Origin of the sequence: Sphingobacterium spiritivorum ATCC 33861, assembly GCF_000143765.1 — a bacterium.
Classification (GTDB): domain Bacteria; phylum Bacteroidota; class Bacteroidia; order Sphingobacteriales; family Sphingobacteriaceae; genus Sphingobacterium; species Sphingobacterium spiritivorum.
The window spans coordinates 895,691-908,801 of sequence record NZ_GL379771.1 but is presented as its reverse complement, the minus strand read 5'-3'; the positions used below and the strand labels follow the sequence as shown (position 1 = coordinate 908,801).

14 protein-coding genes are annotated in these 13,111 nt (G+C 39.9%); 11 read left to right on the top strand and 3 right to left on the bottom strand.

Going from position 1 to position 13,111, the window contains the following annotated elements; all coding sequences use genetic code 11:
- From HMPREF0766_RS13930 to HMPREF0766_RS13920, 3 genes are all read left to right on the top strand, one after another.
- Positions 1–474 carry a hypothetical protein gene (locus HMPREF0766_RS13930; protein ID WP_002998363.1) on the top strand — a complete coding sequence of 158 codons (474 nt, stop codon included), beginning with the start codon at positions 1–3 and terminating at the stop codon, positions 472–474.
- A 306-nt stretch (positions 475–780) separates the two neighbouring features.
- The gene (locus HMPREF0766_RS13925; protein WP_002998361.1) at positions 781–1,050 is read left to right on the top strand and encodes a hypothetical protein; all 270 of its coding nucleotides are present in this window, start codon (positions 781–783) and stop codon (positions 1,048–1,050) included.
- A 125-nt stretch (positions 1,051–1,175) separates the two neighbouring features.
- A complete protein-coding gene (locus HMPREF0766_RS13920) occupies positions 1,176–1,787 on the top strand; it encodes a hypothetical protein (protein ID WP_037460286.1) in 612 nt (203 codons plus the stop codon).
- 32 nt (positions 1,788–1,819) lie between these two features.
- Here the strand turns inward: HMPREF0766_RS13920 and HMPREF0766_RS13915 are convergent, their stop codons facing one another.
- Positions 1,820–2,362 (bottom strand): SMI1/KNR4 family protein, encoded by a 543-nt coding sequence (locus HMPREF0766_RS13915; RefSeq protein WP_002998356.1) that lies wholly within the window; start codon positions 2,360–2,362, stop codon positions 1,820–1,822.
- Positions 2,363–2,403: 41 nt separating this feature from the next.
- Positions 2,404–3,381 carry a hypothetical protein gene (locus HMPREF0766_RS13910; protein WP_236590622.1) on the bottom strand — a complete coding sequence of 326 codons (978 nt, stop codon included), beginning with the start codon at positions 3,379–3,381 and terminating at the stop codon, positions 2,404–2,406.
- An 82-nt stretch (positions 3,382–3,463) separates the two neighbouring features.
- Between HMPREF0766_RS13910 and HMPREF0766_RS13905 the strand changes: the two genes are divergently transcribed.
- From HMPREF0766_RS13905 to HMPREF0766_RS13890, 4 genes are read left to right on the top strand one after another with little or no spacing between them, the layout of a single operon-like run.
- Entirely contained in the window at positions 3,464–4,741 is a 1,278-nt protein-coding gene (locus tag HMPREF0766_RS13905; protein ID WP_037460404.1) for a hydroxymethylglutaryl-CoA reductase, read from the top strand.
- 2 nt (positions 4,742–4,743) lie between these two features.
- Positions 4,744–5,325, top strand: a complete 582-nt coding sequence (locus tag HMPREF0766_RS13900) for a CDP-alcohol phosphatidyltransferase family protein (protein ID WP_002998350.1) — start codon at positions 4,744–4,746, stop codon at positions 5,323–5,325.
- Positions 5,322–6,050 (top strand): phosphatidate cytidylyltransferase, encoded by a 729-nt coding sequence (locus tag HMPREF0766_RS13895; protein WP_002998349.1) that lies wholly within the window; start codon positions 5,322–5,324, stop codon positions 6,048–6,050. The genes HMPREF0766_RS13900 and HMPREF0766_RS13895 overlap by 4 nt, the downstream gene beginning before the upstream one ends.
- Before the next feature lie 5 nt (positions 6,051–6,055).
- A complete protein-coding gene (locus HMPREF0766_RS13890; RefSeq protein WP_037460401.1) occupies positions 6,056–6,733 on the top strand; it encodes a diacylglycerol/polyprenol kinase family protein in 678 nt (225 codons plus the stop codon).
- A gap of 158 nt (positions 6,734–6,891) precedes the next feature.
- On the opposite strand, the gene HMPREF0766_RS13885 is transcribed toward HMPREF0766_RS13890, so the two are convergent.
- Positions 6,892–7,998, bottom strand: a complete 1,107-nt coding sequence (locus tag HMPREF0766_RS13885) for a hypothetical protein (protein WP_037460285.1) — start codon at positions 7,996–7,998, stop codon at positions 6,892–6,894.
- A gap of 115 nt (positions 7,999–8,113) precedes the next feature.
- On the opposite strand from HMPREF0766_RS13885, the gene HMPREF0766_RS13880 reads away from it, so the two are divergent.
- The 4 genes from HMPREF0766_RS13880 (at position 8,114) to HMPREF0766_RS13865 (ending at position 13,110) form a co-directional block, all read left to right on the top strand.
- The gene (locus HMPREF0766_RS13880) at positions 8,114–10,510 is read left to right on the top strand and encodes a TonB-dependent receptor (RefSeq protein WP_002998342.1); all 2,397 of its coding nucleotides are present in this window, start codon (positions 8,114–8,116) and stop codon (positions 10,508–10,510) included.
- 118 nt (positions 10,511–10,628) lie between these two features.
- Entirely contained in the window at positions 10,629–11,207 is a 579-nt protein-coding gene (locus HMPREF0766_RS13875) for a YdeI/OmpD-associated family protein (protein ID WP_002998339.1), read from the top strand.
- Between the two features lie 131 nt (positions 11,208–11,338).
- Positions 11,339–11,758, top strand: a complete 420-nt coding sequence (gene yiaA / locus HMPREF0766_RS13870) for an inner membrane protein YiaA (protein ID WP_002998337.1) — start codon at positions 11,339–11,341, stop codon at positions 11,756–11,758.
- Between the two features lie 251 nt (positions 11,759–12,009).
- Positions 12,010–13,110: an aldose epimerase family protein gene (locus tag HMPREF0766_RS13865; RefSeq protein WP_002998335.1), complete on the top strand. Its 1,101-nt coding sequence runs from the start codon at positions 12,010–12,012 to the stop codon at positions 13,108–13,110.
- The last annotated feature ends 1 nt before the right edge of the window (position 13,111 follow it).

The following is a 13,111-nucleotide window of genomic DNA, read 5'->3' as shown; positions in this document are numbered from 1 at the left end:
ATGGAGAAATATTTTAATACGCTACATTTTTGTATTTACAGAGCTTTTCATAAGGTACATTTGTTTACCGAAAGAATTAACCCTGCAAATCTTATACATAAATTGCCTTTTCAGAGAAAGCGCTATGAAGAGCTTGGAATTGACATTCATCAGGAAATCAACAAGGCATGGGGAGACAAGCGGTTTGGTCTTAGTACTGTCGCTGCGGGCGGTTTCCTTTGGGGTGGTTTGGCTCTCTTCTTTTTTTCTGTTCTGATGATGTTGAAAGTAAGCATATCCACATTGCTTATAATAGGCTGTGTGGTTGGCTCTGGCCTGATCTGTTATGTGTTTGTTTTCAGGCAGGATAAATATATAAAATACTTTGACAGATATGAAAAGTGGTCTAAGCAGGAAAAGCGTAAATATGGCTGGTTGACCGTGGGGTCAGTACTGTTTGTTCTGTTGTCTTTTTATCTTTGTCTGATACTTTGATATCGGATGATAAGTATAAACTACATAACCTAAAAAATATGACTGCGTTATTTATTGTGTATTAGTCGGAGAAATCGTTAACTAAGGGAATTTTCGAATCCATACAGTAAAATCCTGAACTAAACTATAGAGTAGTTGATAATAGAAATAGTAGAACTTTAAAGTCTATCGTTTAGACGATTGTAGATGTTTGGGATAAACTTTCTGAAAAAATGTAATAGGTAAGAAGTAAATTATGGACATATTTTAAGAAATTTATGAGTGAAGAATTTTCAGGGTTTTGATTTCTTTGTTAAATAGTATACGATGAAAGCTTATTTTAAGAAAATCGGCAATGCTGATTTATCTTTTGGAATATTGTATTGGAACTTATTTTTTGGAGGTCTGCCTTTTATACTAGTGGCAGCTATAGCCTCATTTGGAATAAAACCAGTGGCAGTAAACAATGTTTATTATGATGGAATAATAGGATTTATTATTCCTTTAATCAGCTTACCTATTGTTGTATTTATTTCGACGGTATTTATATGGTTTTTTCTTTTTGTTGGTAAAAACCTTATCCGCATTATTTTTTAAATCTTCTGTAATCTTATTTTTTTAAAAAAAGTACAGTCGCATAATCAAAAAAGTCAGGAGATTTTTATGTGATAAGGCAAACTGGTAAAAGACCAAATGTCGTTGGGGAACAATATTTAAAAATTATGAAGATTATTTTTAATGCATTCTGGTTAAGCTTATTTATAATATTGCTGGCCTGTAATGAGTCTAAAATTGATAATAGTCAATCGCAGAAAGAAGATTCGACAGTAATGGAGATCTACTATGAGAATGGAGATGTAGATGACAGTGGCTATAAGTTTCCAGACTTTGAAGAGGAACAAAAAAAGTACAGTTATTTATTTAGAGATCTAGGTCAAAAATATCTCGATGCAGCTTCTTTTGAATATCTGTACAACAATGTAGATAATGGGCCGTACAATAAATCTACGGAAGAAAGCATGAGATATTCAGGTGATTTCAAAATTTATATTCTGCTTAGAGGAATTAAAAAAGATAGTATTGTGCTAAATATTGATAATAATTTTTATTCCCTATCAAAGAAGCAGGGATTTCAGAATGATAGTCTGGCTTACCTGATTCGCAATACTATAGGACATTACAATATTTTAACTTCTGACGAGTTAACAGATTTTAAAGAGTTTCACAAATTTCGCAAATATATAAAATATGTGTACCAGTCTCCTGATGAAGATAAAAGTAAGCCTCCAACCTGGTTCTCTAAGATTATATTACGACCTGAAGCAAGCTATTAAGGAATAATTCCTAAAGAATTAGCCTCTCTTTGCTAACCCCGTCTCTGCAGACACTTAAAAATCCGTTCCTTCGGATTATTGAAAACAGGTGTATGCTCAGATCCATTGTGTGTCAGATTATCGATGACACTGTAAAGTGATCCGCCCACTTTCTTAAAACCTGTACCCCGGAAATCGGTAAGATAGATGTCAAATTCGTGTGGTTCAGGGTTTGACTCATAATCCCAGAACAGGTAGAGTCCATTTTCGCTGCTGGCAAAAGGAAACAATCGTTTTAACAATTCAGGGGAACCATCCGGTTCCAGTTCAAACCAGATATCATTGTTATAAACATCTTCGATATACGTGTTTTTGATTTCTTCCGATCGCACAAACAGGGAATCACCGTAGTCTCCCATAGGTATGTAAATAAGAAATTCTCCCAGAGCCACGCCATATCCATAGGTCAGCACAAAATTTTTGTAAGAATCCGGAAACCCTTTACCATTTGGGAATCTATAGGTTTCCAGTAATTGTGTATCCCCAAACGCTGTCGGAGTTCCTGAGAGTTTAAGGTCAAAATTTTGAGATTTCATAAAGCAACGTAATTATCAGAATGTGTAAATATAATCTCCCTTTAACCAATATCATTAAAAGAAGTAATCTGGTTTTTGTACAGATCTATTTTTTGATAAGCCCTGTTAAAAAACATCTTTTTATCTCGGGTGCCGGCAGTATTCAGAAGTTTGGAGTTTTTGAGCTGATGCTGAAAAAAATTAGAAACATGCTTGCAAGTATCTGTATCACTGGTGATAAAATATCCCAGCATGGTATAGGGCACAAACAAAGATTTACGTTGTTTGTCTGCCACGAGAACATTGTTATTCAGGATCAGCAGATCGTGATAATAGAGACGGTATTGTTCATTTTGTGCGGTACATTTTTTTTCCAGGGAAAATATCAGTTCTTTAAGATTTTCACAGAGGGATTTTCCGTTATCTGCAGTTAGAAGACCCGCATGAAAGAAATACATGATTTGCTGCAGAGTACTGTTTATCGTTGTATCATTCCAGATTTCATGAGCACTTATGGCAGAATAGAAGTGATTTAGTTTTCTGCTGTTATCCATAATCCGGGCATTTTTTTCAAAGGTTTCAAAAGAAATATCCAAACCTTCCATATTCAACATATTCAGCCAGACATAACGCTTGAATGTAGATAAGAGATCTGTATTTATCGTATAGAATATCGGAATGTCTTTAGCCGAATAATAGAGACTGGTCTTTGTATCGGGAAGGTAATCCATCAACGATTTGAGAGAGTTATCCAGATAACTGCTGAAGTCATTTAACGTCTGAATCTCTTTTGTTCTTTTGACCAATACATGCTCACCCCGCTGAAAAATCTGATCCATTGAAAAACCAAAGTAATTTGCCAGCAGAACGGTCTCTTCAATAGAAAACTTACTTTTCATTGATATGCGCCGGTGTGCAGCATCATAGCTGATGTCCAGAGCAGTAGATACTTCTCCGATCAGCGACTGATGCCTGCCTGTTTTTTTCTGGATTTCGCGGATTAACAGTTCCTGATACATCGTGTTATTTGTGATTTTCACAAAAATGCAAAATATTATTATTGATTGTCACAAATTTAATAACGAAAATCGCAATATGTTTGTGTTTACTAATATCAATTATATGGCCTCATCAATTGAAAAAGCAAACAAAGCGTTGCACAGGATAGAGACAGAAATCGGAAATATAATACATAGTATAAAAAATCGCAGACCTGCAGAATTAACGGTTGATTGCACACTTCCGTTATCTGCAGAAGTAAACAGGGAAGGGATGCTGCAGCGACACTCTTTTTTGCAAAAGATTACAGGGAAACAATTTCCCTTTCTGTCGGGAGAAGAGATCGGAGAGCCGGATCGGCTGAATGGAAATATAGAAAATTACATCGGGATGTCATGTGTGCCAACAGGAGTGATCGGTCCGCTGCGGATTATCGGTTCTGCGGCGAATGCCGATTTTTATGTCCCTCTGGCAACGAGTGAAGGCGCTTTGCTGGCATCTTATCATCGGGGTGCAAGAGCCTGTTTTGTGGCCGGAGGCATTACTTCAATATGTCTGATAGAGGGCGTACAGCGTAGTCCCTTGTTCAAATTTGAAAATGTAGGCGAACTGGGTCTGTTTGTGAGCTGGCTACTACCGCAGGAAGAAAAACTAAAGGAAATTACAAAACAAACCAGCCGTTTTGCCCGGTTAACCTGTATCCAGATTCAGATCGAAGGAAACCATCTCATTGTCACTTTTGAGTACCAGACTGGGGATGCGGCAGGGCAAAATATGGTCACCATATGTACAGATACTATATGTCAGTATCTGATAGCCCATAGCCCTGTTAAACCTAAACTGTGGTTTGTAGAAGGTAATTATTCCGGTGATAAAAAAGCAACGGCTCTATCTTTTACAAATGTCCGCGGCAAAAAGGTAACTGCGGAAATTGTGCTTCCGGAGACTATTGTACAGCAAGTATTAAAAACGACACCGGAACTCATGGCAGAATACTGGCGCTCTTCAACAATGGGCATTATCCAAAGTGGTGCTATCGGAGCTCACGGGCACTATGCAAACGGATTGGCGGCTTTATTTCTCGCTACCGGTCAGGATGTCGCCTGCGTGGCAGAGGCGGCGACTGGTATAACACGTATGGAGCTTAATAAGGATGGGTCCTTGTACGCAAGTGTAACCTTACCCAATCTGATGGTCGGAACAGTGGGTGGAGGGACTCATCTGTCCACACAACGGGAATGTCTTGAAATAATGGATTGCTATGGTGCAGGCCAGGCCAGAAAATTTGCTGAAATATGTGGAGGTCTTGTACTGGCTGGTGAACTCTCTATCGCAGCAGCGTTATCTGCAGGGCATTTTACAAGTGCTCACCAGAAATTCGGACGTAAAAAATCGATATAACGATGGACACTAAAAAAGAAAACATATGGAATGTGCCCAATGCCTTATCCATATACCGTATACTGGCTTTGCCTTTTATTATTTATGCAATATATGTAGGAGACAAACCGCTTTTTATCACACTTCTGTCCATCAATCTGATAACGGATATTCTGGATGGCCTTATTGCCCGTGTATTTCGTTTGCAAACGGAATTCGGTGCAAGACTCGATTCTCTGGCCGATATCGGTACCTACATTATGGCTTTTGCGGGAATGATAATGCTGGAGAAATCTTTTGTTATGGAGCATAGGATAGAATTCAGTCTGCTTATCGGGATGTGGCTGCTTCCTCAGTTAGTAAGTTTGATCCGTTTCCGCAGATTTCCGAGTTTTCACCTCTGGTCCTACAAAGTGACGGGATATGTGCAGGGTATTTTTATATTCACATTTTTCATATTCGGAGTAAGTACGATTTACTTTTATATTATGCTGGTCATCAGTCTACTGGCCTATATGGAAGAGTTACTTTTAGTATCAATTCTGCCCAAACTCCGCTCCAATGTGAAAAGCAGTTTATTCGTGTGGAACAAATCAAAGGAATGATGTTTTTAAACCTGATCTATATTGTTGTTTTATTTTTCGGAATTGGTGCTCTGCTTACTGTAATACTAAATAAAAGCAGCAATCCGGAGCAAAAAAGATCCCGGTGGATTAAGTATATTCTTTATTTACTGATCATCCTTATTACAGCCGGGTGCATTCAGGCCGGGCTGATGATTTTTTTGGCATCGGGGCTCATCTTTGCTGGATTTGTGGAGCTTCTTCTGGTGGGCATGCGTTCTAACCGGGGTGTAATTTTCAGTATAGGATCAATCCTTATTTATATCGGTATTGCTATTGGTTTCTATAGGTTTATTGTCAGCAGTACTCCTGAAGAATTGCTGTATATCTATACCATTATTTTTACGTTTGACGGCTTTTCGCAACTCTTCGGACAGTTATTTGGTAAAAGAAGGATATTGCCAAAGATCAGCCCGAATAAAACTGCTGCGGGAACAGTCGGAGGGAGCATTGCAGGCTATGCAACAGGCCTGCTTATTATTGCTCATGCGCAAACTGTTGATGGGTTTAGCCTGATTTTACCTTTATTGATTTGTATCTGTGCATTTGCCGGAGATGCACTGGCGTCCTGGTATAAGCGACTTTGTGCAACGAAAGATTACAGCAGGCTGATTCCGGGACATGGAGGGATACTGGACCGCTATGACAGTTTTATTTTCACCGGGTCGATTTTCGGTTTAGTTCATTTCGGGCGAATAATATGTTAACAGATATGGAAACAGGAATAGTTAATGCACTGATACTTTCAGGACTTTTTTTATCACTGTTTGCTGTTGCAGAACTGTTATATCACTGCTGTAAAGTAAGGGCTGAATTCACCCGTAAAATCGTACATGCAGGCACCGGGCTATTGGCATTGCTTTTTCCACTGATGCTGGATAATCATTGGTGGGTTTTAGTTTTATGTACTTCTTTTACCATTCTGCTGATATGTTCTGTGCATTTTCGTTTACTCCGGTCGATTCATGCTATTGACCGGAGATCTGTTGGCAGTCTGGCGTATCCGGTTGCGGTATATGGCTGCTATCTGAGTTATACCTTCCTGAACAATCAGTTGATATACTACTATCTTCCGGTTCTGATATTAGCGATTAGTGATCCGCTTGCCGCATTGAGCGGAAAGCGATGGCCATTGGGTGCTTATCAGATCAGGGGAGCACACAAGACAATGGTCGGTTCCCTTTTCTTTTTTATCAGTGCCTATTTGATTATGTTGGTTTCCTGCCTTATATTCCGGTATCCTTTGCAGGGACAGGAGCTGCTGGTATTAGCACTGCTTTCCATTATCACAGCTCTGACAGAGGCATTGAGCCGTGAGGGGTATGATAATGTCACGATCCCGTTTGCCGTATCTGCAGGTTTTTACATCTTTGACACTTTACCCTTGTGATAATTTATCTCTAAAAGATCATTGCCGGAATATGGTTGCTTTTCAAAATCAGTGTGTATCCAATGGTCTGAAAATGACGATGTACCTAATGTCCGTAATCAAGACACTAAGCACAAACCGCCATCTTCTATTAATTAACCAAAACCAATTCTTAACTATTATTCACCAGACATGGCTAATGTCAGATCTGTTTCAAAAGTCAGGCCTGTAGTGGTAACCGCTTTGATTATAAACTTATAACTTCCCGCTTTCAACGCATCATCTTTTTTGACAGTTACTACTCCGGTAGAGGCATTAACGGCAAAAGTGTTGTTGCTATCCGTAAAAGCTTTGCCATCCTTCTCTACAGAAACAAGACTGAATGAAGATTTGTATTTATCCGGATATAAAGTAGGAGCAGTAGACACATAGCCGTTAGATAAGCCAATATGAATCAGATTGAGCCTGATTGTCAGGTTGTGTTCCGGATAATACATCCCAAAGAAGAATTTGATTTGCGGAATAAATATAACCTGGAAAGGAGTTGAGGCAACTGGAAATCCATCTTTTAGCAAAGCGGGTGCAAGATCATATTTTTTTTCAGCTTGTTTGTGAGGGTCTCCGGCAGTGACGGCAAATTTGATATGATTGCCGTCTATGCTGACTGCCGTATCTCCATTCTCCTGCTTTGGCAAGAACCAGGAAGTACCGGTAGTGGGTATTTTCAATGCATCCAACTCAAAACTAGCTCCTTTATCATTGTATAAGACATAGGAAAAGGGAGTCTCGCCGTTGTTTTGGACTCCTTTGATGCTCACTTTGGCAGGAGAAACCTTGATTCCCACCGTTTGTCTGCCCACTAGAGTACCGTTAGCCGCAGTAGCTACCACTGTAACTTTGTAAGTATCCGGAATTTTGATGCCGTTCTTAATAGAAACGACTCCATTCGGGTATAGAACATTACTGTTAATGTGAATCTTGTTTTGATTCTTCTGGATGGTGAAGGCCTGACTTAGTTTATCGTGCAGTTTGGTTGTTCCCGAAATCGTAATATTCTCCGTTTCAGCGTATTCCAGTCGCAGCGAGACATCCCCGTGTTCTGCTAAGGAGCCGGGCAACGTCAGATCTTTCTCTTCGCCATAAAGCAGGGAAAGTTGTGAAGGTAATTGAAGTTCAATCTGAGGATCAGGTGTTTTTTCATCTTTTTTGCAGGCCGAAAACGTAGACAGCAATAAGGCTGTGGCGCAAGCAAAAAGTAAGGATTTAGAGTAATTGTAGCGTTTCATAAAATGTATTTTTTGACGAAGGTAGGAATATATTGCAATAAAAAGCAACATTGTTGCATTTAAAATTTGTTTTTATATTTTTGCATGATCATTTAAACATACTTCTCAACATAATATGAAATCGCTTCACTATCGCATTCCGTTAGTACTTATTCTATGCACAGGTATATTTTATGTTCCCTGTCTCCAGGCGCAGGGAAAAGTCACTCCTGATAGTCTGAAAAAGATCAATCTACCCACAGCTATTGTAACAGGAAGTAAATCCTCAAAGGGAAATGTGTCTGAACTCGGGCGTAAAGATCTGGATATATTACAGGCAAAGACGCTGGGTGAAACCTTAAGCCGTGTTCCCGGAGTACAGAATGCGAACTTCGGCCCGAATTCTGGAGCGCCAATGATCAGAAGTCTGAGTGGAAATCGTGTCAAAATCCTTACTAACGGATTATCTTACAATGATCTGTCCGGTATAAGTCCCAATCTGAACAGCAATGTTGACATGGATAATTTACTGGGAATAGACGTGTACAAAGGCAGTGCGAGCGTGCTCTATGGAGGCAAGGCAATCGGAGGAGCTGTGGACATGCATGATAACACAATTCCTGCGACATTATTTGCACAGCCTTTTGGAGGGCGGGTCACGGTGGAAGCGGGTACAAATAGCGGAAACAGACAAGCAGTCGATATCAACGGTAATCTCGGAAAAAAATGGGCCTGGCATTTGGGGGGAATGAATCAACATCATAATAATCTTAAAATTCCGGGAAATACTAAAGCTCCGATAGCGTATGATCCGCGGATTGACCACCTGACCGAAACAATGGCACAGGTTCATGTAGACAGAGAGACTATTCGCAACTTGAGTCTCTATCCTTACCTCAGCCAGTTTGTGCTGGATCATATGAATGACCCCAAATGGGGGCTTTCGGAAGCAGATCTCTATACTTTTGAATCCCATTCTGTAATCGGTACCGAACGCATGCCTAACCCCTCAAACGACAAATATATACCTGGACAAGATCCCAATACTCCTCTTTCGACGACTTTAGTACATGGGATTTCGGATTATGCACCCGTGACCAGAGGGATCATGCCCAACAGCCATGCGGAGAGCCGGGCGATAAATATCGGAACGAGTTATATTCAGGATCGGTGGCGGATAGGCTTAGGCTACCGTGCATTGGAGGGATATTATGGAATTCCGGGATTTGCGATGACAAGTAAACCGAAGCATTCACACGATGTGGTGGTGCCAATGCCAGACTATGCACCGATCAATACAAGGGCTCTGGCTCACAGTGCACTTTTTGAAACAGCTTATCGGGCTGATTCTTCTATTATATCCGCCTGGAAACTCAATTATATGATGCAGCGATCTGATGACAGAGAATTGGTGGGAATATACCAGGTCAATAAATTCAACAGCACCAGACACGCTTTCCGAACAGATATGGAACATCAGATTAAAAAATTCTGGAAAGGAACCAGTGGAATAGATTTTTCCTTTTTAAAAATTGATGGAACGGGGGCACAAAGATATTTACCCAATAATTGGAGCCGGGAGGTTGGCGCATTTACCCTGCAGCAATTTACTTTCCAACCCGTACTGTTGAATCTGGGGTACAGACATGATTGGGTCGTACGGCGGGCAGAACATGATGCCGGATATAAAACGAGTCGCGGGATGGCAGGAGGAAAGCTTTCCGACCGGAATTTTGATCTGAATCATTTTTCTGCTGATCTGCGCTGGAATATTTTGAAAACAGCTTTTCTTAAATTATCCTACAATCATGCTGAACGGGCACCTGACGTAAATGAACTTTACGCAGGCAATGATCATTTCGCAATTATGATTGAAGAAAACGGAGACGACAGATTACCAAAAGAGGTTGCTAAAACCTATGAATTCGGAGCCGGTTGGCAGGGGTACGGTTTTCAGGTGAGTGCAACATATTATGAAACAACGTTTGACAATTACCTTTATCTGGCACATACCGGAATATCCCGGTCCGGAGGTTTTCTGGTCAAGGAATGGAGATCTTCCGATACGAAAATTTCAGGTTGGGAAGCTGAGTTAAGCTACAAAGATTCCTGGACTAAGGACAGAACGTGGGAGATATCCTCTTTCTTTGATCTGGTCAAAAATGAAAATACAGCAGATGATAATATGCGTAAATGGGCTGAAGGGGATTATATGCCAAATCTTCCTACAAGCCGATACGGTCTTGCAGGATCGCTGCAGTTAGATAAGATCTTTTTTCATGCATCCTTTGACCGCTATCTGAAACAACGTTATTTAGGGAAAAATATAAATCCGGAGCCTCCAATGCCAGCTTATTCTCTGCTTGCGGGACGAGTCGGATATAGATTGAAGTTTATGGGACAGACAGTAGAATGCTATGCGAATGGTAATAATCTGCTGAACGTAGAAGCCAGACCCCAGAATTCCTTTTTAAAATATCTTGCACCTCTTCCGGGTCGGAATATCTCTTTGGGTGTCAAAGTGCTTCTGTAACAGTCACATTTATGAATAAAGATTGTTCGGAGCCGGTTTTTTGTGTAAGTTTAGTTGGTAAGATCTTGTAAATGAAGGTGGTTTGCTTTCGGGAGTTCTAAATAAACGATGCTATGCTATGGAAGAAATCAGAAATGGAGTTAAGGTGATATATGCTAAATCGAGGGCAGAATGGCGCCAGTGGCTCGCGGATAATCATCAGGCCGCTGATTCGGTGTGGCTTGTGGTTTTCAGAAAAGAGTCTGCTGTACGAAGTGTGCTGTACTCTGAAGCAGTGGAAGAGGCACTTTGTTATGGGTGGATTGACAGTCTCAAGAAAAAACGGGAACCGGATGGATGCTTTCAGTTTTTTTCCAAAAGGAAAGCGAAGAGCAACTGGAGCGCTGTAAATAAGAAGAAAATTGCATTGCTGATTGAGCAGAATCTGATGACGGATGCTGGTTTGGAAGTGGTTGATATGGCCAGGAAAAATGGTATGTGGGATGCATCAGATAATGCGGAGAACCTGTTGATCCCTCCGGATTTGGAGCATGCTTTTCTTATCAATAAAGAAGCATATAAAAATTGGGAAAGCTTTTCGCGAACTTCAAAAAAAGAAATTTTGAAATGGATCTATAATGCGAAAAGACCGGAAACCAGACAAAGGCGAATCGAAGAAACAATCTCTTTAGCCACTGAAAATAAAAGAGCAAAATAGTTTATAATTTGAATTTAAGGAATAGCAGGGAGAAAATAAATTCTTTATATTGGACGTTTATATATCAGCCATTTATAATTAAGAAGAAACCCTTTGTTTAGAAATTTACTACAAATCAATTATACAACTATATGAATCAAAAACCATCAAGTGCATTTATTGCTGCTTCCTGGATTGCTCTGGCAGCAGGAATTGCCGGCTTTCTTATCGGACTATGGAGAGCTGAAATGCTGTTAAATGAAAAAGGCTATTATTTCACTGTTTTAATGTTCGGACTTTTTGCTGTTATCTCCGTTCAGAAGAGTGTACGGGACAGACTGGAAAATATTCCGGTTACAGATATTTATTACGGACTTAGCTGGTTTTCGACTATTCTCGCCATTGTATTACTGACCATCGGGCTTTGGAATGCAACCCTGCTTCCGAGTGAAAAAGGATTTTATGCCTTCTCCTTTTTATTAGCTCTATTTGGTGCTATTGCTGTACAAAAAAATACAAGAGACAGTCAGCAACTGGCGAAGAAACAGGATAATCAGGATCCGAATTTCTAATAATTACTACCTATTCTTACTTATATATCGTGTGAGAAAGAATAGATTTTGAAACATGCTTCCTGACAAAAAATAATCAACTCTACTGACTTCTCCGTTGGGGAGTTGATTATTTGTCACAGAATAGATATACGCTATATGTGTGTATATAGAAATTTTAGAACTATTTTTATATACAGATACCTTTGAAAAACAATATGTATGTCAGGAACCGACATACATATTATTATGATAATACAAACGGCTAACCCATGAAAATCACCATCACATTGTTTGTACTTACTATCGGAACTTTGTTAAGTTGTCAATCCACAACAGATAAACGCACAAAAGAGCAGGTGAATGTGCAGGATTCATTATATCAGGTGTTTACGCTGGCAAATAATAAAGGGATGACGGCCAAATTCTGCGAAAACGGTGCAAGAATTATGAGTCTGCTGGTACCTGATAAAGATGGAAATCCTGTAGATGTCGTGATTGGATTCGAAGATCCTGCAGATTATGACACAGCTACTGAACCTTATTTCGGAGCAACAATAGGCCGGTATGGAAACCGGATTAATAAAGGTAAATTTTCACTTGAGGGTAAAGACTACCAATTGACGATCAATAATGGTCTGAATACATTGCACGGTGGAAAAACAGGATTTCAATATAAGAAATGGAACCTCGAAAAAGTTGGTGACAGCACACTTATCTGTACACTGGTTTCACAGGATCTGGATAATGGCTTTCCCGGAAATCTGACGGTCAAAGTGATATATACCCTTACGAATCATAATGAGCTGACGATGGAGTATGAAGCGACAACTGATAAAACCACAGTCGTGAATCTCACCAATCATGCTTTCTTCAATCTGAACGGATCCGGTAGTATTCTGAATCATGTCCTTCAGATAGATGCGGATCAGTATACGCCTGTGGACAGCTCATTAATTCCTACCGGAGAGCTGTCATATGTGGGAGGAACAGCTTTTGATTTCAGAAAGCAGAAAAAAATAGGAGCTGACATAGACAAAAAAAACGAACAGTTGAGCTTCGGCAAAGGATATGACCATAACTTCGTTCTTAGTAAAAAAACTGACGGGCCGGTGGCAACCATAAAAAGTACAGATTCCGGAATACAAATGCAAATCTATACCAGTGAACCCGGATTGCAGTTTTATTCCGGCAATTTCATGCAGGAAAAAAACATGCTCAGAAACGGTAAGGATGTTTACAGATCCGCATTTTGTTTAGAAACACAACATTTTCCGGACAGCCCCAACCATGCAAACTTTCCTTCAACTGTGCTTCGGCCGGATGAGGTATATCATACAAAATCAACCTATGCTTTTTCAACCGTTAAATAAC

What these genes read in the sequence shown, in the direction of transcription:
- HMPREF0766_RS13880 (WP_002998342.1), top strand. Translation starts at nt 8,114, where the DNA reads ATGAAATCGCTTCACTATCGCATTCCGTTAGTACTTATTCTATGCACA.
- HMPREF0766_RS13905 (WP_037460404.1), top strand. Translation starts at nt 3,464, where the DNA reads ATGGCCTCATCAATTGAAAAAGCAAACAAAGCGTTGCACAGGATAGAG.
- yiaA (WP_002998337.1), top strand. Translation starts at nt 11,339, where the DNA reads ATGAATCAAAAACCATCAAGTGCATTTATTGCTGCTTCCTGGATTGCT.
- HMPREF0766_RS13920 (WP_037460286.1), top strand. Translation starts at nt 1,176, where the DNA reads ATGAAGATTATTTTTAATGCATTCTGGTTAAGCTTATTTATAATATTG.
- HMPREF0766_RS13885 (WP_037460285.1), bottom strand. Translation starts at nt 7,998, where the DNA reads ATGAAACGCTACAATTACTCTAAATCCTTACTTTTTGCTTGCGCCACA.
- HMPREF0766_RS13865 (WP_002998335.1), top strand. Translation starts at nt 12,010, where the DNA reads ATGAAAATCACCATCACATTGTTTGTACTTACTATCGGAACTTTGTTA.
- HMPREF0766_RS13895 (WP_002998349.1), top strand. Translation starts at nt 5,322, where the DNA reads ATGATGTTTTTAAACCTGATCTATATTGTTGTTTTATTTTTCGGAATT.
- HMPREF0766_RS13900 (WP_002998350.1), top strand. Translation starts at nt 4,744, where the DNA reads ATGGACACTAAAAAAGAAAACATATGGAATGTGCCCAATGCCTTATCC.
- HMPREF0766_RS13875 (WP_002998339.1), top strand. Translation starts at nt 10,629, where the DNA reads ATGGAAGAAATCAGAAATGGAGTTAAGGTGATATATGCTAAATCGAGG.
- HMPREF0766_RS13890 (WP_037460401.1), top strand. Translation starts at nt 6,056, where the DNA reads ATGGAAACAGGAATAGTTAATGCACTGATACTTTCAGGACTTTTTTTA.
- HMPREF0766_RS13930 (WP_002998363.1), top strand. Translation starts at nt 1, where the DNA reads ATGGAGAAATATTTTAATACGCTACATTTTTGTATTTACAGAGCTTTT.
- HMPREF0766_RS13925 (WP_002998361.1), top strand. Translation starts at nt 781, where the DNA reads ATGAAAGCTTATTTTAAGAAAATCGGCAATGCTGATTTATCTTTTGGA.
- HMPREF0766_RS13915 (WP_002998356.1), bottom strand. Translation starts at nt 2,362, where the DNA reads ATGAAATCTCAAAATTTTGACCTTAAACTCTCAGGAACTCCGACAGCG.